At 28.6% G+C, this 25,973-nt stretch carries 12 protein-coding genes; 10 read left to right on the forward strand and 2 right to left on the reverse strand.

All coding sequences use genetic code 4. The features are described 5' to 3' along the window. The first annotated feature begins 285 nt into the window (after window positions 1–285). From CXP39_RS01405 to CXP39_RS01435, 7 genes are all read left to right on the forward strand, one after another. Window positions 286–4,677, forward strand: coding sequence for a hypothetical protein (locus tag CXP39_RS01405; RefSeq protein ID WP_027048187.1), 4,392 nt, complete (start codon window positions 286–288; stop codon window positions 4,675–4,677). Between the two features lie 117 nt (window positions 4,678–4,794). Then, window positions 4,795–5,757, forward strand: coding sequence for a GMP reductase (locus tag CXP39_RS01410; protein WP_027048186.1), 963 nt, complete (start codon window positions 4,795–4,797; stop codon window positions 5,755–5,757). Between the two features lie 678 nt (window positions 5,758–6,435). Continuing rightward, window positions 6,436–7,695 (forward strand): ATP-binding cassette domain-containing protein, encoded by a 1,260-nt coding sequence (locus tag CXP39_RS01415; RefSeq protein WP_084497562.1) that lies wholly within the window; start codon window positions 6,436–6,438, stop codon window positions 7,693–7,695. 40 nt (window positions 7,696–7,735) lie between these two features. Beyond that, window positions 7,736–9,367, forward strand: coding sequence for a lipoprotein (locus CXP39_RS01420; protein ID WP_027048185.1), 1,632 nt, complete (start codon window positions 7,736–7,738; stop codon window positions 9,365–9,367). Window positions 9,368–9,831: 464 nt separating this feature from the next. Beyond that, window positions 9,832–11,205, forward strand: coding sequence for an ABC transporter permease (locus tag CXP39_RS04015; RefSeq protein WP_245856639.1), 1,374 nt, complete (start codon window positions 9,832–9,834; stop codon window positions 11,203–11,205). Window positions 11,206–11,361: 156 nt separating this feature from the next. Then, window positions 11,362–12,795 carry a hypothetical protein gene (locus CXP39_RS01430; protein WP_027048183.1) on the forward strand — a complete coding sequence of 478 codons (1,434 nt, stop codon included), beginning with the start codon at window positions 11,362–11,364 and terminating at the stop codon, window positions 12,793–12,795. 49 nt (window positions 12,796–12,844) lie between these two features. After that, complete coding sequence (locus tag CXP39_RS01435) at window positions 12,845–14,878, forward strand: lipoprotein (protein WP_027048182.1); 2,034 nt, start codon at window positions 12,845–12,847, stop codon at window positions 14,876–14,878. Between the two features lie 56 nt (window positions 14,879–14,934). On the opposite strand, the gene CXP39_RS01440 is transcribed toward CXP39_RS01435, so the two are convergent. Then, window positions 14,935–15,243 carry a PadR family transcriptional regulator gene (locus CXP39_RS01440; RefSeq protein ID WP_027048181.1) on the reverse strand — a complete coding sequence of 103 codons (309 nt, stop codon included), beginning with the start codon at window positions 15,241–15,243 and terminating at the stop codon, window positions 14,935–14,937. Then, on the reverse strand, window positions 15,243–16,346 hold the full coding sequence (locus tag CXP39_RS01445; RefSeq protein ID WP_027048180.1) for an HAAS signaling domain-containing protein: 1,104 nt from the start codon (window positions 16,344–16,346) through the stop codon (window positions 15,243–15,245). The genes CXP39_RS01440 and CXP39_RS01445 overlap by 1 nt, the downstream gene beginning before the upstream one ends. Window positions 16,347–16,516: 170 nt before the next feature. Here CXP39_RS01445 and CXP39_RS01450 point away from each other — a divergent pair, with 170 nt between their 5' ends. The 3 genes from CXP39_RS01450 to CXP39_RS01460 all read left to right on the forward strand — a co-directional run bounded on the left by CXP39_RS01450 (window position 16,517) and on the right by CXP39_RS01460 (window position 25,923). Beyond that, on the forward strand, window positions 16,517–17,995 hold the full coding sequence (locus CXP39_RS01450) for an MFS transporter (protein ID WP_051591865.1): 1,479 nt from the start codon (window positions 16,517–16,519) through the stop codon (window positions 17,993–17,995). Between the two features lie 296 nt (window positions 17,996–18,291). After that, complete coding sequence (locus CXP39_RS01455; protein WP_245856641.1) at window positions 18,292–21,066, forward strand: DEAD/DEAH box helicase family protein; 2,775 nt, start codon at window positions 18,292–18,294, stop codon at window positions 21,064–21,066. Window positions 21,067–21,174: 108 nt separating this feature from the next. Then, the gene (locus CXP39_RS01460) at window positions 21,175–25,923 is read left to right on the forward strand and encodes an ABC transporter permease (RefSeq protein ID WP_027048177.1); all 4,749 of its coding nucleotides are present in this window, start codon (window positions 21,175–21,177) and stop codon (window positions 25,921–25,923) included. Window positions 25,924–25,973 lie beyond the last annotated feature (50 nt).

The raw sequence follows: 25,973 nt of genomic DNA on the forward strand, positions 1-25,973 counted from the left end.
ATTGTAAATATAGAGCTTATAAAAGTTTACAGCTAAGTCAAAAGATCGTCAAAAAGAATTTTTAACAAGATAGTATTTCAAAAACAGTGCACAGTAGTTAGCTTAATAAAATCATCTACAAAAACATATATTTAAACAAGAAATTTCTTAGATTAGAAGAATTTTGTTGTTTTTTTTTCGTTTTGACTTAAAATAAAGTTATAAGCTTTAAAAGCTGTTCCTATTTTATAGATTTTAAAATTTTTTAAATTAAAGTATGTTGCTACCAAAAAAACGAGGAGAGATATGAAAGTATTACTAGGATTGTTATCTGCATTAACTGTAGGAGAACAAGCAACAACTATGTTGATGTCAACTAATCTAAGTCATAGTACCAAGACCAATGAACAAGATATAATTAAGGATTATGAAATAGTTGATCGTGCGGTTGTATATCTTGGAGCTAAAGTTGAGCAGTCTTTTTTTGACAAAAAAAGCGGTGCTACTTTTTGACGTGGGCTTTTTAGAAAAGAAAAACGTAACCGATTGGCTTACACAAAAATGAAGGCAGATTACTCTGGTTTTGAAACCTACAAAGCAATAGATTCAACTACAAATGAAAATGGTTGAGACGGACCTGGAAACAGAGCAAAAAAAGCTATGGGCATTGACTTAAAAGATCAAACGATTTTTTATGCAGCCAATGATGAAGTTTTTTATTTTAGTGAAAAGGGAATAACAAAATTTGAATGAAATATTCAAAAAAGCAATGAAAATCAGTCAGATGGTTTAGTTGAAGGAATTGCTGGTGGAGTTAATGGTCTTTTGGCAGGATTTGGGGGTCTTTTGACTCCAGCAAAGCCAACTCCAATTGATTCAACTGGAGAAGAAATTATTTTGTTAAAACCAGAACAAGAGACAGTAAAAAATGCTGTTTTTTCTGAGGTTAATAATGCTATTTATTATACAACTGTAAGTAGCATTGAAAATATTTGAAGAATAAATAGGCTTGACTATGAAACTTTGAAATCAACGGTAATTGATTCTGGACCAATGATAGGTGAAAATAATTATCCAGCTTTGGCAACTTCAAATGATTCTGATACAGGATTTGTTTATTCTGTTTTGTCTGGAAATATTTCTTTGATTAATGGGGAAAATATTCAAGTAATTCATCAGTATAGTGATTCTAATCAAGCAATTAAGGTTATTGCTGAAAAAGATGGAATGTGAATTGTCAATGCCAGCAAAAAAAATGGTGTTGTAAATTTAGAAAATACTATTAGCTATTTTGTAGACATTGTTTCTAAAGAAACTAAAAAAGTGGCTGAAACAGGAACGTGAATTGAAGATGTTGTTTGAATTAATGATTTAACAAAATATACAATTTTCAATAATCAAGTAAGGATAAAATCAACAAATAATGCCTCATCAGAATATCTGTATAAGCAAACACCACTTCCATCCACAAATGAATTTAGTGTTAAAACAGTAGAAGGCTATAGTGGAATTTTTGATTATGCAGTGAGTTTTCAAACAGATGAAATGTTTCGACGCAAAGGTGGGATTTTAGGCGGTGGAAAGTGAGACGGAATGTATGTTAACCGTACCATCAGCGATAAATTTCAAGAAGCACTACGATTTACCAATCTTGGAAATCAAGAAGGCCAACTTGAATATTCATTGGGAGAAAAAGACGAAGTTTATGTTTGAGCAGATCCTGAAAAGCATGCAATTAAAATTACGGGCAATTCTTATATTTCCAAAGTTACATTATTAGATGAAGATAGTGAAGAAGAAATTGATGTAGTGTTGGAATACAATGATAATGACAAGTTCTGATCAGTACCGATTGTCAAGCCGGGTTCTGCTAAAGGAACTGATATTTTAATTCAGTTTTATGATGAAGAAAATCCTGAATTTAAAAAAGAAGCTCGCTTAAAATTGAGAGATCGCCAAAATGTCCAAATCGATTTAAGTTTGCCGGAAAACTCAATTGAAAATAACTTGAAAGTCAGTAATGAAACAAAAGAACCTGAAATTTTTGCAGCGATTAGAGAAAAGTTTGGCCTAAATTTGACCAATAATGATATCAATATTTTTTTTGAAAAAGCCACTTACAGCACTCCAGGAAAAATAAAAATTGAAGCAAAACCTGAATCTCATTTAGTAATCAAAAGCCAGGAAATAAAAATTCCAACCTTAGTACTTGACATAGAAACTTTTAGGTTTGAAAATTTAACGTCTTTAACAGACGAAGGCGAAATTCGCAATGCTGTTACTAAGCAATTGAAAGCTGCTACAGATATGAATTTAGATGTCGGCAGCAATTATGATTTAGATTACGAACCCGCAACTCAAACAGAAAACGGATACATTGATATTAAAGCAAAAATGAATTCAACTTTATTTATTAATAGTCAAAGGATAGTTTTATCAGCTAGCGGAGCTATTGATTTGGCAACCTTATTAGTTCATGAGAATATTCAGCTATCAAACGACATAACTAACGAAAAAATTTTGGAAATGATTAACAAGGCCATAAAAAAAGAATTTCCAAACTCAGATGAGATAAGCTTAAGTGATTTGATTATTGAAAAATCTGAAGCAAAAATAGGAGTCAAGGGTTCATTATATATTGCAGCTGATCCTGATACTGCTTTAATCAAAAATTCAGTTACACTAGATATTCCATGACTAAAATTTGACTTAGATAAGCTTTCGGTACAATTTGATAGTAATGAAGCAAACCAAGAAAACTTCTTAAATCAAATTAATGCAATTCAAGGATTAAAAAAAGTTGCTAATAAAGATTTTGATTTTACTATAAATAAAGCGACTATCCAGAGTGAAGGAAAAATTGTGCTGACCGCCAATAAAAATTCAGAATATCTAGTAGGAAAAAAAGTTATTAGTATTCAGAAAATTTATGACTTGTCAACTGCAAATTTGTTTGATGACTTAAAAGTTTTTAAAGAGACTAATGTTGATGACATTGTCGAATATTTAGCTAATAAAAAAGGCTGAGAAAAGGTTTCAGAACTTGATCTTGAAGTTGCAATTTCTAGAGATTCATCTTCAACTGAAGAAGGTATGATGCTAATTAAGGCGTCGTCTAATTCAACAAGAATTCAAAATCAGAAAGAAGTTGCTATTTTGAGAGATCGCCAAGATTTAAATGAGATTATCTTAGAAAAGGATAATTTTATTGGCAATATTACTCCAAATGATGTTGAAAATAAAACTGAAGAACAAGTATTTGAGTTTATCAATAAATTGCTAATTAAAAAATATCCAAATATCAAACTTGATGAAATTTGATTGAAAGGCTATGACGAAAATGAAATTGAAATTGCAGCAAAGCCTGATTCAGAGGTTTACAAAAATTCAGCGACAGTAACATATACCTATAAAAGAGACTTAGAAGTTGAGATTCCCGAAGAAAAAAGAAGTCTGGGAATTAAAGATATCACTCCAACAGTTGCTGCAGTTAGAGAACATTTTGCTGATTTGAATTTTAATTGGGAACAAATAGAAATAGATATGAATACCAAAGAAAAAGAAAAAATTATTATATTAAAGGCTAAAAAAGATGCCAATTTTTATAAGGGAAGTGTGGAAATTAAATACGCCATTCCTGAAGATTTACAAGAAGTTATTAAGGAGAAAAAATTAGGTAAGATTTCTAATTATAAAGAGAGTAATATTAAAGCGAAATTGCAAGAATTAAACCCCAATTTGGATATTGAAGCAGTTAAAATTGAAAATATAAGAAATGAAAATGCTAATTCAAGTTATCAAATTGTTAACAAACACTATATTGCCACTATTGAATCAGCCAACGAAGAAATTTATAAAAATTCGGTTGAGATTACTTTTAATGTTGATGAGGGAGAGGCTGAAGATTTATCAACAGTTATTAAAAACAAAACTATCAGTGTACCTTATGGGAAGACAACAGAGATAGATACAATTAAGAAAGCAATTAAAACACAAAACCCTTATCCAACAATTGACTGAGACCTAATTGAACTTAAATTTAATGACAAAAATCAAGTAATATTACATTCAAAAAATGTCAATTATTATTATGGGGAAGTGGTCATTACAGTTAAAGAATTGGGAAAAAACTTAGCTGAAATTATAACTAAAAGTAAAATTATTGTAGAGCATGGGAAGACTCAAGATAAACAGATTATTAAGCAAATTATTGACAATAAAAATGGTCACATTAATTGAGATGCCGCCGAGATTGAATTTAAAGATGGCAAAGTTTATTTAGTATCAGTAAATCAAGAAGTTTATGTTGGTGAAATTGAAATTATTGTTGGTGAGCTTGGCCCAGAGCTATCAAGCGTGATAAAAAAACAAGAGATCGGAATTTCTTTTGCCAATAGGGGTAATCAAGAATCAATCAAGCAAGCAATTATTGAAGCTAATAAAGAACTTGGAATTAAATGAGCACAAATCAAATTTACTTTTAATTCTGATGGAACAGTGACTTTATCTACGTTGGACCAAGATGTCTATATGGGAGAAATAGTTCTTTCAATTTTTGAAATCAACGAAGAAAAGGAGACTTATACAGTATTGATTATTTCAGTTATTGGGGTAGTAAGTTTTGCAACTTTTATTGCCTTATTATTATTGCTATTAAAAAGAAAAGACAAAAAAGAAGAACAAGATTCTCAAAAATAATTGGTTAAAATGGATGATTGTCAAAGAATAAAAATTGTTAAAATGAAATATATTTTTAATTAGGTAAAAGTACTATTTTTCTTTTATAATAAGTATGTAAAAGAATAGAGGAGAAATATGTACGCTTTTGATTATGAAGATATCCAATTAATTCCCAACAAATGTATTGTCACATCAAGAAGTCAATGTGATACCAGTGTGGAATTGGGAAAATATAAATTTGCTATGCCAGTTGTTCCTGCTAATATGGCGTCAGTTATTAACGAAGAAATTTGTGTGGAGTTGGCAAAGCAAAATTATTTTTATGTTATGCATCGCTTCAATGTTGATGCTGTAAAATTTGTAAAAATGATGCATCAGAAAAATCTGATTGCTTCAATAAGTCTTGGAGTTCAACCAGCTGATTATCAAATAGTTGCTGATTTGGTGGCAATTGAAGAAATACCAGAGTTTATCACAATTGATATTGCTCATGGGCATTCTGAGTCTGTAAAACAATTAATTGAATACATTAGAAAAATGATGGGTGATAGAACCTTTATTATTGCTGGTAATGTTGCAACGCCTCAAGCAGTTCGCGATCTTGAGTACTGAGGAGCTGACGCGACTAAAGTTGGGGTTGGACCTGGTAAAGTATGTATTACAAAATTGAAAACCGGTTTTGGAACTGGTGGATGACAATTAGGAGCAATCAAGTGATGTAGTAAGGCAGCCACTAAGCCTATTATTGCTGATGGTGGATTACGTGTAAATGGCGATATTGCCAAATCAATTCGTTTTGGAGCGACTATTTGTATGATAGGAAGTTTGTTTGCAGCACATGAAGAATCGCCTGGTAAAAATGTTACAGTTGATGGAATAATGTTTAAAGAATATTATGGAAGTGCTAGTGAATATAACAAAGGTGAGAAACGTTATGTTGAAGGTAAAAAAGAGCTAATTAAGGTTCGCGGAAAGTTAACCGAAACTTATAAAGAAATGCATGAAGATTTGCAATCATCAATTTCTTATGCTGGAGGAAGCAAACTAAAGGCAATTAAAAAAGTTGATTATGTGATTTTAAAAACAAGTAACTTTTAAAATTGCTTGTCGCTAATATAGGTATGTATAGGTATGTATTTAAGATTTTTTAAGTAGAATTTTGTAGTATGTAAAACAATTTTAAAATTTGGGGGCTTTAAATAAAAAAAATTTTATTTAAAGTTTTTTATTTTTTGAATAAAATACAAAAAATATTAGTTTTATTAAAGTGCTCGATTTATACTTCCGCTGTTTAGAATTTTGCAAACATTTGTAGAAGTAAATAGTAAGATAGTGCTGATTTAGTCGTTCAAAAAATAAGAAAATTTTAAAACTGATAAGTCAGTAATTGATATTTTGATTAAATATTATTAGAAAATTGTATGTAAAAAAGGTATCTCAAGTTTAAACTAAGTCAAAAATAAAGGCAAATATTGCAAATAGTTGTCAATTCAAAATTCTCAAAAGCCTATTATAAAGAACATTATTAAAAATTAAGTAAAAATATGTTTTTAGATAAATATTAAACTGACATTTAAATTGCGAAAGTTAGCAGTTTTTAAGCATACTACAGGATTAACTAAACCCAAAATTTTTATACTAGATACTTGCTTTAAAGTTTTTTAAATCCACAGAAAATTAAAAAAATAAGACCTTTTTGGTAAAGGGTCTTGTTTTTTTTTTTTTTTTGTAAAATTAACCTCGTAGTTTAATACTATGTAAAAGGAGACCGATTATATGAGAAATAAGAACCTTGACAAAAGTTCTTTGCTATTTCAAAAAAATTCAGTTGTGGCCGTAGATTTTCACAAAAAATTTAAGGATATCGATATTGGACCTTTCTCATTTAATATTGAAAAAGGCAAAGTTACTGCCTTGTTGGGAAGCAGTGGATCTGGTAAAAGCGTGTTTTTGAACTCACTCTTGGGAGCGACATTAAATTATAATGGAGATATTTATATTAATGGAAAAGAAAGAAAATCATCAAGCTCAATTGAAAATAATGCTAATGTTGGGTTTTATTCGCAAATGGATTTTTCATTGTACTCAATTTCAGCTTATGATTTTTTAAAAAATATGTGTAATGTTATGGGACTTGATATGAGAATTGCTGATAGCAAAATTGAATATTGACTAAAGAAATTTGATTTGTGATCTGCAAAAGATAAATCTTTAAATGCTTTTTCATGAGGGATGAAAAATCGTATGAATTTAATTTTGTGTTTCATTAAAGAACCTGAAATTTTAATTTTAGATGAGCCAGGAGCAAATCTTGATTCAAAATGAAGAAACTATGTCTATGAAATTCTTAAAGAGTTTAAGGAAGAGTCAGAATGCACTATTATACTAACAGTTCATAATATTGATGAAGTTTATGATATTATTGAAAACTTTGTTGTTCTTGAAAAAGGAAAATTAGTTTTTTCAGGTACCAAAGAAGAGTTAAATTTGTACAAAAAATTAAAGCTGTCTTTTGAAAATGATATTAGTATTGAAAATGTTGAAAAGCACTTAAACGAGCATAATATTTTAACTTTTGAAACTAATAAAAAAACTAGTAGCATAATTGTTGGTCTAAAGAAAGAACAAACGTTTAATGATGTTCAGGCAGTACTTAACAAGTATAGTACTAAGGCCGAAAATATTATCGCTCAGACAATTAATATTAGTGAGATTCAGAAAGCACTAAAAGACAAAACATTACCGCATATTCCAAAATATCAGCCAATTACTTATGCTGAAAACTTTAAAGATAATGATAAGCAAATATTTATCTATGAAGAGTTTGATGAGATCTTGAACGAGCCTGATAAGACTTATTTTTATTCCTTGGATAAAAAAACAGATTCTAGAGAAACCAAAATACGAAAAACTTCATTTGAATTAGGGGTAGAAATAAATAAAGATATGAATAATGAAATAAGTAAATCGGCAAACGTTGATTGTGACATTTTAAAACGCATCAATGATATTAAAAAGCGACTAAAAATTGTTTAATTAGCAAATAGTAATTTAAGAAAAGGAGAGCAAAAATAATATGAAAAGACTGCTAGCAATTTTAGGTGTCGTGGGGTTAAGCGTGACAACAACTACAACGGTAGTTTCTTGCAATGTCAAAGATAGGTTTACCGAAAAAATTTCCAGCATTGAGAAGAAATTAAAACTGCTTTTGTACTCAAAAACTGAAATAGCCGAGCCATGAGAAAAAGAAAAGTTAGAAAAAGCCATTATTGATCAAAAGATTGATAAAGCTGGAGGAATATCTGTTGATGTTGGTAAACCAATTAGCCCTGGAGCTAATACACAGTTTGAGCAAAAAATAACATTTATTGGAAATGGCAAAAATGAAAACAACTTTACATACTCAGGCAAGATTACAATTGCATACGCGTATGGTGAAAATTTGCCTCCGGGTAAAATTAAGATTACCAAAAATGATGTGGAATCTTCAATTGCAAGTTTGAAAGATTTTTTAGAGGGCACAACTTTTAATAATAAAGAGCTGGTTCAAAAAATTTTTAAGTCCAATAGAAATATGCCGGGCGCACCTACAGAAGGAATAATGTTTGGAGAAGTAATCAATTTAACTATTGAAAATTTTTCACCAGCAAGTAACGGACAAAAAGACTATCAAAAAAATAGAGAAACTGTAAGGTTTAGTTTCGAAGCAAATGTCGGCTTAAAAGATGACGAACAGTATAAATTTGCAAGTGATGTTGACAATGGGTTTAGAAAATTTGAAGGAAAAATGTTAATGCCGATTATCATAAACGAGCAAAAAATAACTGAGCTATCTGCCAAAATAAAACAACAAGCTCAAACATGAATATTTTTAGATATAAATGTTTTTAGAAATGAAATTAAAACTAAAATTGAAAATATTACTTTTGATGATGGCATCTTGTATGACTCACTTTTTGTAAAAAAAATTGAAGGAGATGCTCAAGCAAACAAGTCTTATTGAAATGTCGAGATTGAACTAACTTTAAAGCCAAATGTAAATTTGGGATATGAATTTGGTGGCAATGATATAAGAAAAATAACAATTCCTGTAAGTTTGTTATCACTACGAAATATTGACAATACTACTTTGTCCTGAAAGCTGTTTGAACAAAAGAACGGAAAAATGTTAATTAATCCGCAGTTTATAAATTTTGGAAAAGTAGGTCAAAATTTTCTTGAAGATCAAGGTAATTATTTGATTAAAGAAAAACTAACATCAAAATGAGGAAGAGTTACAGAAAATCCAGTATCTCCAAATGAGGATCCGTGAGAAAACGCCAACAAAGAGAGTACTGGATATAATGCCAAAATGAATTTCGTATCAAAACTATTAAATTCTGGCAATGTGTTAGAAAATCATCTTTTTGTTGAAAAGCATATGAAATATACAACAGCTTTTAATTATGAAAAAGATTTCAATTTGCAAGCCAACGACAAAGCTCTATTTTTTAATGAAAATGATATTAATTTTGAGGCAAATATAAAAGCTAAGTTGGACAAAACAGGTTCACTAAGCGAATTGCAGGAGCAGACAACTATTATTACTAACACAAGTTTGAGTGGTAAAGAATACTATCATATGATTCTGTTATCTAAAAATAAAGATGGAGCATATAAAACATCATCCAAGGTTTTTAGAGTGCGATTAGAAAGCATAAAACTTTAGTACTTTATACCAACTGTAGAAAGGAGGTAGACATCTTGGAACTAATTAATAACAACACGACTAAGGAAATCAAACATAAAAAAAAGCCAAAAAAGCTAATAAAGTATAGCAGAATACCTTTTTTCAAATTGATAAAGTTTAGTTTTAAAAGTATCACAAAGGAGATATTATTTTATGTTCTGAATATTTTAGTTTTAATCTCTTCAATTATCATTGGAATTCTGTTGGCGTATGCCAAGTCCGGAGAATCACAGGTCATTATTTTCAACTTTTATATTTTATTTTTTACTTGCTGTTTAATGTTTGTTTTTATATTAAGGATGATCCAATTCTTTTTCAACAAAAATTTTGAAGATAAAACAACATATATTGTATTAACAAACCAAGTTAATCGAGTGAAGTTCTTTCTAGCACAATATATTCTTGTTCTTCTGATTATAATGGTTAATATTATAGGCAGTTTTTTGACTATTAATTTATTTTACTCAGCTTTTAATTTGTTGAAGTACGATGTTTTTATTTTGAAGATGACAGTCACATATAGTCTGTATACGCTTTTAGCTACATTTCTATTAACCAACTTTGTTATCTTTCTAATTTTTGTTTTCAGTTTGCAAACTACAACAATTATTTGTACGTTATTGTTAGCAGTTTCTTTTGTAGCAAATATTCCAATGTCATTTGTTAAAGCAAATGAAAAAAGTTACAACATTCAATTTGAAAATAATCAATTATTTAAGCTAAATGATATTTATGATGCTTACAATTTAAACAACAATGTCAAAAATGGAAACATAAAATATAAATATTTATCAAAGTATATTTATGATTATTTTTTAAATTCTCAAATGACTCAAGAAAGTTTTAGTAGCAAGCAGACTATTTTGCTCAGAACAGAAATGTGATCAAAATTAGGATTAATAAGAAAAGAGCCAGTAATTGTTAATGAAAGCAATTTGGAATTATTTTCAAAACCATTAAGAGACAAAACAGTTCCAGAAACTTGAAAAAGTGGTGACAAATTTGATATTCAATTAACTTTAAATGAAACATTTATTAGCAATAATGAGCTTGAAACTTTAATTTCAAAAGCGACTTCAGAAAATACCAAGAACATATTAAAAGATTTTAAAAATTTTACAAATGAAATAACCGCTCACTTTAATAATAATGTGCAATTTGAGAAGTATGATTTATTCTATGATTTCTTGTTCATGGAATCTGGAGTTGATAAGAGTTTTTTAAAAAAAATTAATCCTGGCGGTGGTGAAAAAGACAAATATGCATTGAAAGATCAAGACTTAAAAACTCTTTATGAATATGCCCTTATTGGTCGTAACAGTGATGGCTTTAAGTTTTCAAATGCAGATGACTTAGTCAAAAAGCAGCTTGATTTTAAATTAATGTATACAGCAAGAATATTGGAGCAATACTTTATTAAATACTCAAGCAATTATTTAATAATGTCCACAAATTCTATAAAAACATCTTCTGCTGATTGAGACACTTATCAAAATGGACGAAATACAATAGGTATATTATCTTACTTTAATTTATATAGTGGTTTGTGAATGCTATATACTGAAAACTTGGGATTTTATAATCAGGACATTTGATTTTCACCAAATTCAGATTCAAAAATTTACTTAGAAAATCAGAAAAATATGTTTCTTGGTTACAAAGAGTACAAATTGGATTTGAATAATCAGAATCGAATTAAAGAAAATACAACAACAAACTATACTAAATCTTGATACTATACTGCCATACTCATTGGGATAAGCTTACTTGGATTTACTGTCGCTTTAATTAGATTTAAAAAATATGATTTCAAATAAAAGGTTCAGAGGGCAATAAAAATAAAATGAAAAATAGTTGAGAAAATAAAAAGCAAAAACAAAAAGCAAAAGGAAAAACTAAAAAACCTAAAAAGGCTAGTCGTTTTTTCAAAATGTATTAAATATCAACCAACCAAAAGTGAGGAACTATTAATTATGATAACAAAGTTGAAAGAGAATTTTTATATAGAAAAAAATGACAACTTTTTCTGCATTAAAGATTTCAAAAATAACATAGTAAAGATATGTAGTAATTACTTGGATGCAATTATTGAATTAGAAAGTATTTACAACAAATCCATTACAAATAATGACTATAATCTTGAAGAAAAAAAGCAAAATTATTTAAAAGATAATAATACCATTAGTGACAAAAAGTTTGACAAAATAGCAGACCTAATTAATTTAAAAATTAGCAATTTGGAGCACATTTTGAAAACTGAAATAGCACATAGTAATTTAAAAACAAAAAAACCAGGCGATTTGAATACTGAAAATAATAAAATTATAAATTATGTCTCAAGTGAAGATGAAAAATCCTCAAAATACATAGAATCTTTAAGAAAACTTCAAAATAGTTTGAGAGAAAGTAAGTATTTTACTGATAATGAGGATGACAGTTTATTTAAAAAACTATCAGAAGATGATAGTTATACTTTAGAAAATGTAAAAAAGAAAATAGTAGACCAACTTGAATGAGAAATTGATGATGTTAAAAAGCAATGCAAGGAGCTTACTTTAGAAAACTCAATTTGTGACAGCAAAATTAATGACTTACATAATAATTTGGAATCAGTCATTTTAAATTTAAATAAAATTAAAGAAAACTGCTTGGAAAAAGTTTCAAGGGATGAACTTTTTGACAGAGAACAAAAGATTATTGACAGTTTTCAAATAGCTTTAAATAAAGAAATGAAGTCATTTGATTCTGACATTTCAATAATAGAACAGACAATTCAAAGTTTAAAAGAAAGTAACAATCAATTAGTCCAGAAAGATGTTTTTTTTAGCTGTCAAGAAAAACTAAAAGAAGAGATTAATGATCTTGTTGATAGAAACAATCAAGAATCTGTTGAATTATTGAACATGCTAAGAACAGAAATTTTTAAAAATAAAAAAGCAACTGATGAGCTAACTGAAAGTGTCAACAGTTTGATAAGTTACTCAGATTTAGAAAAATTGAAAGACGAAATTTTTAACAAAATCCAAAATCTTGAAGCGACTGCCAAAAGAACAGATTTTAAGTCAGAAATAGAAGATATGAAAAATGTAGTGGCTCAAATAAGCGAAGAAATAAAAAGTAACAACTCAGCAACTACAGATTTTGTTTCACTGGATAAAGTAAACAATATCAAATTGGAAATGTTTAAAGCTTTTCAGGATGAGTTAAAACTTACAAAGTCAAACTATGAAAAAAAACTAATGGAAAATAATAAGAAGTATAAAAAAGACTTTGACTCTTTGAAATTGGAATTTGTTGAATCTTTAGATTTGCTTTTAGCATTAAATGGAAAAGTTAATGACTTAGCTACAGAAGAAAAGTTAAAAGAAATTAAACAAGGAGTAAAAGTCAATCTTGGAAGTCAATAAAAATTATTAGAAAAGTAAGATATGAAGCATTACAGAAAAGGAAAATGAAATGAAAAAATTATTAACAATATTGGGAGCAGTTACTTTAACTGCAACTGCTGGTTTATCAGTTGTTGCTTGTGGAAATAAAGATGACAAAAATGTCAATCCAAATCCTGAGCAAGGAAAAGAAGAAATTAATAAATTAATAAAACAATTTGAAAATGAAGTAATTACAAAGTGAACTTCAGTTGTTTCAGCTCCAATCGCTGATAGCGCAACGCTTTTAGAAAGTGAAGCTAGTAGCAATAACTTAGCTTTCTTTGGAAAAGATAACTTAGAAGATGTTTACAATAAGGCAAAAAGCGAGATTCCTAAAGTACTAGATGAATCCGAAACTCCAACACCAGTTAATTTTTACAAAGTTTTAGATGATAAGCAAAAAGATACTCTAAAAAGAAATATTGAATCATTATTATCACCTGCTTCAAAAGTTAACAATCTAAAAAAATCAATTAGTGCCTCTATTTATCAAATTATCATAGGATCATTGGGGCAAAACTGAATTCAAAATATTGCCTTTGATTATGAAACAGCATTATTAAATTATACCAAAGTTGAAGGAGACAGTTTTCTTTCAAATCTTGAAATTAACTATTCTTCAAAATATTCTTACATGGATGCAGAAGATAGCAAGCAAACTAAAACTATAAAAGGAACTGTATCAATCACAATTTCTGATGACAAAATTATTGTAGAAACAATCAAAAATATTCAAGAAAATTTTGCGGCTAATTTGTTAAAAGCAGGAAATGATTCAGTATGAATTGATAAAAATGATTTAAATATTGATTCTATAGAAACTGTTGGTGGGAAATCTGAAAAATACAAAATCGCTTTGGAAGAGTACTATAAAAAATTAGCTAAAAATATGGTTAAAAATATTGAAAAAGACTATTTTGCAAATAGTGAAAGCAATATCTTGAAAGCCGTAAAAGTTTCTATAAACGATCCTGAAAATGTTGTAAGAAGTAGCTCTAAAAGAAGCGAAATCGGATCTCTTAATATACAAAAAATTAAACTTACAAAATTGATAGGGCCAAAAAAGGGAATAATTGATGCAAATGAAATAAAAAGACAAAAAATGTATTTTGGTGCAGTAAACGAAGATATATCAGTTAAATTGGCTGATGGCGTAATTGCCAAAAATAAGATTTTATTTGAAGATTTGCAAGCTTCATATAAGGAAGCACAAAAAGATTACAAAACCACTTTTGAAGCAGAGTACAAAGAAATTATTAAAAACTCTACTGTTGAAGAATCAGCAAATATTGAAAACTTAATGAGTGCTTCAGTTTCTAATGAACAGGCCGGAATTAAGGGAATTCAGTTTGCTCTAAAAAATGGTTATACGCAAAAACTAAATGATATTAAAGTCAATTTATCTGTAGCTGTTGACAAAACATCAAATACTGAAAATGAAATTGAAACTAACAAAATTTTTGCCGCTTACTATAGTGGCGCTGAGTTGGCCCTAAAAGAGTTTCACAAATTTTATGGTATATCACCAACTGACATTGATGAATTGTCAAATGATGCAAAACTTGAAGAAAAAGGTCTTCTATTTTATATGTCAGGAAAATCAGGGGCTAAGAAAGCAGATGGAACCGACTTTAATATATGGGATTATTGAAAAGGATTGAGCAATGACACAACTTTCCTGAAAAAAAGACCATATAGTGATCAAGTTACTAAAGGATTAAACCTAATTGCTGACAATGATCCTGAAGTAGCAAAAATTAAAAATGAGTATTTTTTAAGTAAGTTGAAGGGAATGGATAGTTTCAATTTTGAATATATTCAAACGGCTCCAACATACTGAAGAAATTTAAAATCTTTTTCAATTGCAAATGTTAATTCTGATATATTGAAAGGATTGCAAACTACAGGTGTTTCTGTTCCAAGCGGAGGTAATTACTATCAAACACTAGAAATGATAATATCAAATGACCTATTTAATGTCACATTGGGTGAAAGCGGTCAAGATGGAGATGTCTTTTTTGATGACGGACACGTAGTTTTTACAATGATTGGAATGAAATAATAGAAATAGCAGTTAAAATTCTAATTAATAAAAAAACCAAAGTAAATTTGGTTTTTTTATTGATTTAGCAAGTTATTAATTACTTTATGAAATTCGTCTCATTCTGCCTTGTTTTTTTGCAACTCAGCAAAACCATCTTTGGTAATTTTATAATATTTTCTTGAAGGTCCATTTTGTGACTCTTCAACGTAATATTCAGCATATTCCTTAATAATCAATTTTTTAAAAATAGCATAAGACGTTGACTCATTTGTTTGAATAACGCCATTTAAAGCTTTGTTTAATTCATATGCGTAATAATTTTTTTTGCTCAAAAAATGTAAGACCAACATTTCTAAAACACCTTTTTTTAATTGTGTATCCATTAAACAACCTCACCTGAGTTATTTGGCTTAAAGTTATAAAAAATTTCATATCTTTCAAAACTTGTTACACCCACAATTGCATTTCATGGCAAATTTGAAGATAAGTAAATTTGATAGTCATTATTATTTGAAGAACTTAAATTAACAACGTCAACTTTTGTATCAAGCGTATATTTTTCTTTAATGTTATAGTGTCTAACTAATTTAATAGACCCATATTCCAAGGTTGAATCAAATTTCTCATTAGTGTTTCGAATCATTGAAGAACTTAATTCATCGTAAATAAGGTGTACAGCAGAAGCATCCTTAATTTCATCAGCAACATTAATTTCAGTTACCTGAGAGTAACGGTAATTATTGTTATAGTTTGAAGCCAAAACGCTATTTTCTGGTGCTAAGTTTATTGCTGCTCCAAAACCTGTAATTATTGCAAAAGTTATTGCAGAAATTAGCATAATTTTGTTAATCATTGATTTTTTGAAAAGCATGGCAAATGGACGCTCATCAGTATAGACAATAAAAATTCCGTTTATTATTACTTTTGTAGACTTTTCAAAAAACTTAGCAATATATCAAAGTGCTATTGTCAGTAAAGGAACTAATCCTAGGATTAGGACAAATAGGCTTATTGCAATTGCAAAGTCATAAGTGACAAAAAAAATTGTTATCATAAATGGAAAACCAATTACTAAAACAAATGCCACAAGATAAAGCGCAGCGCTTATTAATGCCAAAGCGATAGCAAAAATGCTCATAATAAAATTTGGAAATGTAAAAGCTAGCTTTATTCCAACAGATTTTCCCTGCGGTTTTTGAACTTTAACCTTTTCGACCTTAGTTTTTTGAGTTTTGCTTTTTTTCTCATGCTTTGGTTTTGCATTATAATCTATACCAAGTTCTAAGTAGATTTCACGAGCAATGACTTCAGTATTTGAAAGCTGATCCAAAACAATTTGCATGTTTCCTAGCTCATTAAACTCTTCATTAATTTTTTCTTCATATGACTCTATAATATCATTAGCATCATCTTCAGCTAATAGTTTTAGTGCCTTACGCAATTTTTGTAATCATTTCTTTTTTAATTTTATTTCTTTCTTATTCATATTTTATCTCCCTAAGGATAAATATAATATAACTACTATACATTATCAAGTAGATAATTAAATTATTTTTACATTTATGTTTTTAATGCAAAATGGTTTTCAAACCAACAAAAGAATAAGCAACCAATAAAAAAGGAAAAATAATAATTATGAGAGTAGAAAAGAGAAAAATGAAATTAAATTCTATCAGTAAATCCAAAGTTAGAGTTTTTAAATCAAAATGGCTTAAAACTTTTCCATTAGTAATCTTAGCCTTGGCAGATGTTGCTGTATTTGCAATTCCTTCGTATATGGAAAATTTTGTTCCAAATGTTTATAGCTATTTAGGATTGCATGCTTCAGAATATTCACAAGGAAAAGCCCTATATGGGTATCTATCTATACCGTGCTATATTTTGGGTATGTACATTGGGGATAAATTTAAAAGCAAGCATTTGATTGGAGCAGCTTTAGCATTAATTACAATTTTGGCTACATGATATATGATGTTACCCTTCATTAATGCTTGAACGGGCAACAGAATTTTAGTTAAATATCAATTGTATGCGCTTTTCTGTTTTTATAGTTTTGCGAAGAGCGGACTATTTTGAGCTCCGTTATGAAAGTTAGTTAAAAATAATGATACCGCTGATTTAGTAGGAATTGCCAAAGAACAAAAAGTTGGCAAAAATAATGGTATTCAAGGTTCCTTAAATGGACTCTTTGGTTTAATACTAGCAGGGGTTGGAATTTTGCTATTAACTCTAAACGCTAATGAAATTTTACCCAACATTGTAGTCAACAATTATCAGATTAGTTCAGGATTTTTTATCCTTGTTAGTTTGTATTTAGTCTGCCTAGTTTCTGCAACAGTTATGGTTTTTCTATTTATTGAAGAAAAAAAGAGCACCGACAAAAGTTTTTCTTTAAAAGAAATGTTCAAACTTTTAAAGAACTGACAAATTTGAGCTTTGGGAATTTTAGTCCTTGGAGTGTACATGCTACAAATGGGATTAAGCAGCTACATTAACTATTTAGATAATATCTTCTTGGTTGGAGCAGTTGTGGTATCAATTATTGGAATTTTTAGAACCTATGTAATGCGATTTATAATTTCGCCATTTGCAGGTAGAGCAGCTGATAAGAGCCATTCCTACATTTTATGAATGTGTATTGGTTTATTTTTAGGAATTTTGCTAATTTTAATTGCAATCATTTTGCCAGGATTTAAAAATGATTTTCGTCAGTGAGCTTTAGAAGAGCCATATAATTGAAGAGTTATTGCAATAAAAATTGCCGCATGTTTAAACTTAATCATTTTAGGTGCATTAACCTGAGCAGTTGTGACAATTCGCTGATCACCAATTTCAACTGAAATGAAAGTTTCAAATCATCAATACGCAGCAGCTGTCAATATCATTTCAATTATTGCATTCACACCAGATTCATTTTTTCAGCAAGTTAAAGCAAAAATCGAATCCAAGCATTACGAAGTTATTATTAACCCCAATGGAGACTCTATTCATATTGCTAATCAAACGGGAAATCAAATTATTTTAGGTATTGCAGTTGGTATGGGGATTATTGCCCTAATATTTGGAATAGCTCTATATTTGAAATTACATAAAACAAATTATCAAAATCTTAAAGGATATAGCAGAACAAAATAAAATTATGGGCTAATTTTATTTTTATACAATGTCTATTGGAAGCAAATAGGATTTGCCAAAAAAAGTTAAAACAAATTTAAAATTTACTGCGATTTTGAAACTAAATTCAAGTATCTAAAGAAAAGCTATATTATTGGTGGAACATACTTCATAATCGTTATTATCAAATCAGAACTTATAAAATATAAATTAGGTTTTGATGATGTTGAAACAGTGGCTTAAATGTTACTGTTTTATTTTGAGTTTTGAGGTGTAGATAGTTTAAAATATAAAATAGATATATAATGGAGGTTGCTATGAATCAAGAAAAAATGGAGGTTGCTATGAATCAAGAAAAATTCTTTACTAACAAAGATCAACAAAAATTACTTCTAGAAATGCAAAAAGAGATTACTAGTTGTGACGAAGTATATTTAATTTACCCGTTTATTTCTAAAGCAATTTTAAATCGCATTGTTACAAGTTTTGATTACTGTTTAGAGCACCACATTCCAATCAAAATCATATCGACAACCTTTGATGATTTATCTCAGTTTAATAACCTTAAAGAGCTAGTTAAAATAGCTGAAAAATATTCTAACATAGAAATTAAAATTGAAGACAACCTAGAAAAACATAGTGAAAGAATTCATATTAAGGCATCGATTTTTAAACGCAAAAATGGCAACCACAGTGCGATTATTGGGTCATCAAATTTAACCTACAATGGAATGATTGCAGGACGAGAATGAAATGTCAAAATTTTTTCAAAAAACCCCAAAGATTCCAATGATATCGTTAATCAAATGATTTGTGAGTTTGACAGTTTGTGAGAAGAAAATTTTGTGGACTTTAAAAACTTGCAGGAACGTGATTTTTTATTGCAAAGAGTTAAAGAAAATCAAATGTCCAAAATTCAGATAGATAATATAGAAGATAGTAAGTTTCTTTCTATGCGTCGATATTTATTCAAGTTTCAGAAAGAAATTATTAATAAATTATCCTATCGTCGATTTCAAAATAAGAATAAGCATTTAATTGTTATGGCGACCGGAACTGGAAAAACAACAGTAGCTGCTTTTGATTTTAAGCGTCTTCAGGAAAATCAAACAAAAGAACTAAGGCTATTATTTATAGCTCATCAAAAAGAAATTATTGATCAAGCAATTGTTACATATCGTCAAGTTTTAAATGATTTGAACTTTGGAAAAGTCTTGTATGACGGAGCCTTCATTGATGAGAAGCCAAAGCATTTATTTACTACAATTCAATCACTGTCAAATCGACTGGACTTTTTCAACCCCGATGATTTTGACGTAATTGTTTTTGATGAAGCACATCATTTGGCTGCTAATAGTTTTGATAAAGTATTTAACTATTTTAAACCTCAAGAAGTTTTGGGGTTAACTGCCACTCCAGAGCGTGAAGATTTACAAGACATTAGTAAATACTTTGATAATGAATTTGCTTATGAACTTCGTTTGTGAGAAGCAATTAACCAAAAGTTGTTATGTCCATTTGATTATTATTGTATTGATGACACAACAACGAATTTGCAAGGTGTTGATTTGACTTCTGATCGAGCGATTTTTCAAAAAATTAACACTGATTCACGAAATAAACTATTATTTGATGTGATTGAAAAGTATTTGGGAATTTATGCTCGTCCCACTTGCCTAATTTTTTGTGCCACTGTTGAGCATGCTAAAATAATTGCAAATTATTTGAAAGCTAAAAATTTGCGTGCTGAGTATTTAACTTCAGAAAACAATAAAGAGCGTATGCGTATTTTACATGAATTTAAAAACGGTCGAATTAACTATTTATGTGTAGTTAACATTTTTAATGAAGGAATTGATGTTCCTGAAATTAATACAATTATTTTGCTCCGACCAACTAGTTCAAAAACAGTTTACCTACAGCAGTTGGGTCGTGGATTAAGAAAGACAACTTTAAAAAATCGCTTAGAAGTTTATGACTTAATTGCCAATATAGATAGTAAATATGATTTAACTGTAGGAATTAAGAATTTATTTGAACAAGGAATGAAAGTCACTGATTTTACAAATGGAAAGAATTTTTTGCCCTACGATTGTACGATTCGCTTAGAAAAGCAAACCGAGCAACTAATTTTGGAAAGTTTGAAAAAGTGATATCACAATAAAAATCAATTGCAATTAGATGTCATTAAATATTACAAACAACACAAAAATCAAGCCTTATTGCAAATGATTAAAGAATATGAGTTGTCAATTTATGATTTCTACAACAAACTAGATGAATTATTTTTAAAAGTGGCTTGCCAAGGCAAAAGTCGTTTGCTGCATCAAAATGATACAAGACGTAATAAAAATATCATTAAGCAGTTTATCTTTTTGAACAATTATCAGATCATTAATTATTTCTACTTGCGCTTAACAAATAAATTATCTGATAGCGAAATTGATTTGGATTATGATAATTTATTGATGACGTGTTTTTTATATGAGGTTACGAGTCTGGATAAATTTCTTGCAATTTATCCCAACTATTTGGAAATACCTGATTTAGTTACAAATTTTATTAATAGTCATCAAATAATTGTTGAAGAAATTCTAATGATTCTAGAATATAAAATGGAAAATGAAAATTTGATTTTTGAAACTACTAGACATAAGTTGTTAAATATGAAATCAACTTACACAGTTAAGCAAGCCTTAGCTGCAATTGGAAGAACAAACTTTTTGTGATATCGTCAGGAGCTAAAAATCATCACCTTTCAAGCGGGATATTTAACATTTGATTTGTCAAAACAAATTATTTTAGCTGATGAAGATGGCAATGGATATGGAAAAATGACTCGATATGATTCTGGGAGTCAAAAGTTTTATTGATCATTGCCAGAAAAAATGACAGTTGCGCATAAAATTGTACAAGATTTTAAAACGACATCAATTGTAAAATATTTGTTCATTCATAATAAACAAAATTATCATCATTCAAAGTTATTTTTAAAATTATATGACTTTGTTGGAGAAGGAAATTATATTCAAATGCACCAAGAAAATGCATTAACTGTCGAATTTCAGATTATAGACTCTAATTATAAGTAGACTTTAGAGTTTGGGATAATAATTAATCAGAGTTCAATTTTTAAAATAGGTTTTATAAACTCGCAAAAGTGGTTAAAATTATTATAATGGGAAATGGAGGTTCCAAGTATGAAACAAATTATCAAAAGTTATATGAAGACATTTTTTAAAAACTGAGTTTCAACAATTGGAACTTTAATTTTTATTATTATTTTGGCAACAATGATTATTGGATTGTTATCAACACCTTTGCAAATGAATTCTAGGATTAAAGAAATTGAAAAACATACAACACAATATAATTCAAAAATGGTAGCAGCCAATTATAGTGAAAAGTTTGTTTTGGAATATATTTTAAATCCTCAAAATGATTACAAAAAAACTGGCAATACTGATGAAACAGTGATTAACAGTCCTAAAATTGATTTAAGCAATTATCAGGAATATACTTACCCCTTTTTAACAGGTGATAACGGCCAAGCAATTTCGATTCGATCAGGAATCATTTCAAAATTTGGAATTGAAATGATTAATTCTATGGTCAATGACTTGTTGAATATCGATGAATCATCAGATAGTTTTAGTTCTTTTGAGAATGTCAAATTATCAAAAGAAAAGCAAGAACTTATTAAGTTATACATTACAAATTACGCTCAAAATTTTCTTTACAGTTTTGAATCCAAAGAACTAAATCGATGAAGTCCTTTTAAAATTAATTTAAAGTATGACAAAGACGGTAGCAATATTGAAAAAAACTTATTTGAAAATCAAAAATATAAAGATTATTTGAAGTTTTTTTCAAGTGCATTCATAGAATACTCAGTTAGAGAATTTGCAGATATTGGTATAAAAGTTGATGGTAACAATTTTTTTGAAAGCTTAATCAAGATTATTAAAGAAATAAACGCTAATGATCAACAAACAGACGAATATTTAAGAAATCAATTTAATGGTACTTTGTACCAACAAATTGGAACTTATATTTCATCGATTCCTGAACGAAAACATGACTTTACTAAATTGAGAAATGAAATTTATCAAATATTAATTAGCAAAAATAATGAGGCTTCAATAGTTGAAAATTTAAAAAATAAAGTAAAAGAAGTCATTACCAAGGAATATCAAGAATTAATGAATGGGACTGAATTTAAAGATCCCTCAAAGGAAAATGAATTTTTGGAAAATAAAAATATTTCGATTCCATTTGTTACAACTTTAGCAATTAATCCTAGTTTTAAAAATGAATTGAAAAATTATAGTTATTCTTTTGATCAATATGTGGCAGAAAAGGTAATTTTCAATAAAAGAAATCGTTTGGCTCATGATGGTAATAATAACTTTAAATTTATGTTAGAAAAAGAAGATGTTTTTTCAATCGTTAAGAAAAACTCAACTTCAGTTGGCTCATCATTTTCGATCAACATTGGGTCAAATATTTTAAATGGAAAAATTAATCAAGTGTATATTCAAGAGGGTCATCAACCACAAAAATGAAATCCCCAAGATTATCTAACTAAAGTTCCAGAGATTGTTATTTCCGAAACTTATGCCAAAGCTAATAATATTCAAATTGGAGATATTTTAAGTGAAACTCTTAATTTTTCATCTTCTAGTTTGGATAGTTCTGAATATGATAAGGAAAAGGCTTTTTATAATTCTGCTATAAAGTTTCGTGTCGTTGGATTTGGAATTAAGCATGATGATATTACACCAGGAAGAAGCTATAGTTCAGCGGTTCAAGAATTTAAAAATTACACATATGGATATATTGATAGTAATTTTTTAGCAATCTTAAAAAACAACTTGCGATCAAACGTTTCTTATGAAGGCATCAATACTGGAACAAAAATTCGTATCAAAAACTTAACAAAAAGTGATGACACACCCCAGACTTTGTTTAGTAGTGATCCAGCTAACTACAAGACTTTAATTTTTGACACACAAAAAAATCCCAAAATCTTTGAGAAATATAAAGATAGTTGAGAATATAATAGGCTAAATTTGATTAAAATTCAGATTTTAATTTATGAGTTGATGGGAGTAGCAGTTTTAGTATTGGCGTTTATTTTTATTAACTTTTTAATTAAAAAAGAAATGAATGAAACTCGCAAGCAACTAGGAGTTTTTAAATCATTTGGTTACAAGGTCACTGAGCTGTCATGAATTTTTGCACTTAAAACCCTCATAATTATTTTCTCGGGATTACTAATTGGATACTTTTGCTCGATTCCACTGCAAATGTTCTCTGCTTCAACAAGTGTTAAATCAGTGATGTTTATATTTTCGCAAGTATATATTTCGCTACCATTTGCTGCACTAATTTTTGTTGCAATTCCGTTAGTATTTTTATCAATATCTTACGGAATAACAATTTTATATATTAAAGAGCCAGCATTAAAATTGATTAATGAAAAAAGTAAAATATCTCGTTCCGCTTCAAAAACGACTTGAGTTGTTCGTAGATTGAATGCGAATAATGCAATGTTTGGTTACCGCTTACGTAGGGCATTTGTAAGAACATCTTTAAGTAAATTTGTTGTAATTCAAACTTTATTTGCCTTGACATCATTTGTATATGCATTAATGTTTGGTGCTCAAACTATTTTTGCTCAAATGTCTCAAGAAGGCTTCGCCAATTATAATGATAAGTTAGATCATAAGTATACTTATAAAAATGTTTCGGATTTTGCTTTATCACCAATTGATAGAAAATTTTCATTGCCAACTGGAGTCGAACCAAATAAATGGGCAAGTCAATTAAATAATTATCGAGACATTTCAGATTTTAGTTCCTATAATCAATATTTAAATGCTCAAGATGACCAAAGCAATTCGCGTTATGGAATTAGACTATTAGTAGATTCAATTTCTAATAGTGTAACTTCATATGAAAATGAAAAATGAACTGGAATAAATAGTATTATGCCTTTGTATGTTAGTGCATTGTTAATGCGTGATAAAATTAATGATTTTGATATAAGTTTAATTTTTAAAGATGAGCAGTTTTCAAAAAATATTACGGATGTTCGCAAATGATTTTTGTTTAGTTTATTAACTTATAAGGTAGTTGGAATTGAAGAAGATAATGTATCATATTATGAATTAATTAATAAAATTAAAAATAATGATCAGGTTGATACAACCATTGAAGACTTGGAAAAAATACCAAATATTAAAATTGATTTCACAAAGATTAATAAAAAAAGTGATGAATTACTTAAGACTCTTATTGGAATGAAAGCAATTTATGCTTCACAAACTGCCGATCAAAAAAATAGCAATTTGTATAATTCTTTATTTCTATCAGATCTTTCAAAAATTGTTTCAATGATTTATGCGATGCAGTACTCTCAAAATATTTTAATTCAAAGTATTAATGCAAGTGGAAAGGAAAAAGTAACTTTTAAAGAGTTCACTGAGGCCTGAACACAATTGTCTAAAAATAGTGTATTGAAAAACTATGATCCTAAAAATGACAAATATTGAGGACTAATTAATAATCCTTTAATTGATTCTAAGAAACCTGGAACTATTACAGGTTTAAACTCACAGAATTTGAAGCAAATAAGTAACACTTTTGGCAGTCAGTTTAACAGCTCAATAGGAATTGATTTAGAAGGAATTGCTCCAGGTTTGAAATCGCTAATTATGAGTTCAATGATGGGAAGCAAAAGTAATAGTATTGATAAAGAAAAAGTTGTAACTTTTAATCAATTCTTGTTTAATAAAAAAACAGATCTTTTAATAAAAAATATTAGTGTTCTTAATGTTAATCCAGATAAAACCGACAACTTGCAATTAAGTTTAGTCGATTTTAAAGAAAATGCTTATGGAAATATTTATAGTGCCTACAATTTTACAGGAGTTACTCAACAACAAATTGATCAGACAACAGAAATTAATGATGATGGATCATTGAATGTAATTATTCCATATTCAGTAGCTCGAGCTGACAATCTAAAAGTTGGTTCAAAATTCCAAATTAAAACTAAAGATAAAAAGTATGCTCAAATTGATTTAAAAGTTGTAGGTATTAACAGATCTGAAACATTTAATATTGACACCAGTTGGAATTTATTTGTTGACTATCGCACATTTGCAAAAGCATATTTTAGCGATAAATTATATGATTTAATGTTTAATCAGAAAAAGGAACACTTAATTTTTTCAAGTCTATTTTCACAAGAAAAAATGCTGGAAGGAAATATCGACATTTTCAATATTCCTAAATCGCTAAACTCCTTAAAATTTACAGGAAATGCATTAGCCTTAGAATTAAATGAAGACACTTCAATATTTTATTCGTTATCTTTAGGAATTGGTAAACCATTACAAATGCTTTCGCAATATACAAACTTAAAGGCCTCAACTGAAATTTATGCTCTAACTAATCCAAACCCGGTATCTTTAACTAAAGGATATAAGGCCCAACCAATTAACTTACTGCGACAGGGAGTGACAATTCTTGCTTCAAAAGTTTCGCAATTGTTGTATATATTTATTGGATTGCAAACAATTTTGTTGATTATAATTTTGGTGATTATTATGAACATAATTGTTGAAGAAGCAGCAGTTATAATTTTGACATTGAGAGCAACTGGTTATAAGTCAGGGCAAATTAATTGAATCATTATGGGAAGTTATATTATTTGAGCATTTGTTTCATTTGTAATTGCGTTTACGTTATCAACAATTTTATGGCAAGTTATTACATATATAGCCGCTTACAAATGGCAAATATATATTAGTCTTGGATTTGACTGAAGGGCACTGATCGTAACATTTTTAGTTAGTTCAATGATTTTAGCAGTTGGATGATATACATCAAGTCGTCAAGTAAATCGCAAGCCACTAAATCAAATTACAAATATGGATTAAAAAAACACTTAAAGGTGTTTTTTTATTTACTATTATTTTGTATTATATTT

It is taken from the genome of Mesoplasma syrphidae (assembly GCF_002843565.1).
Lineage (GTDB): Bacteria > Bacillota_I > Bacilli_A > Mycoplasmatales > Mycoplasmataceae > Tullyiplasma > Tullyiplasma syrphidae.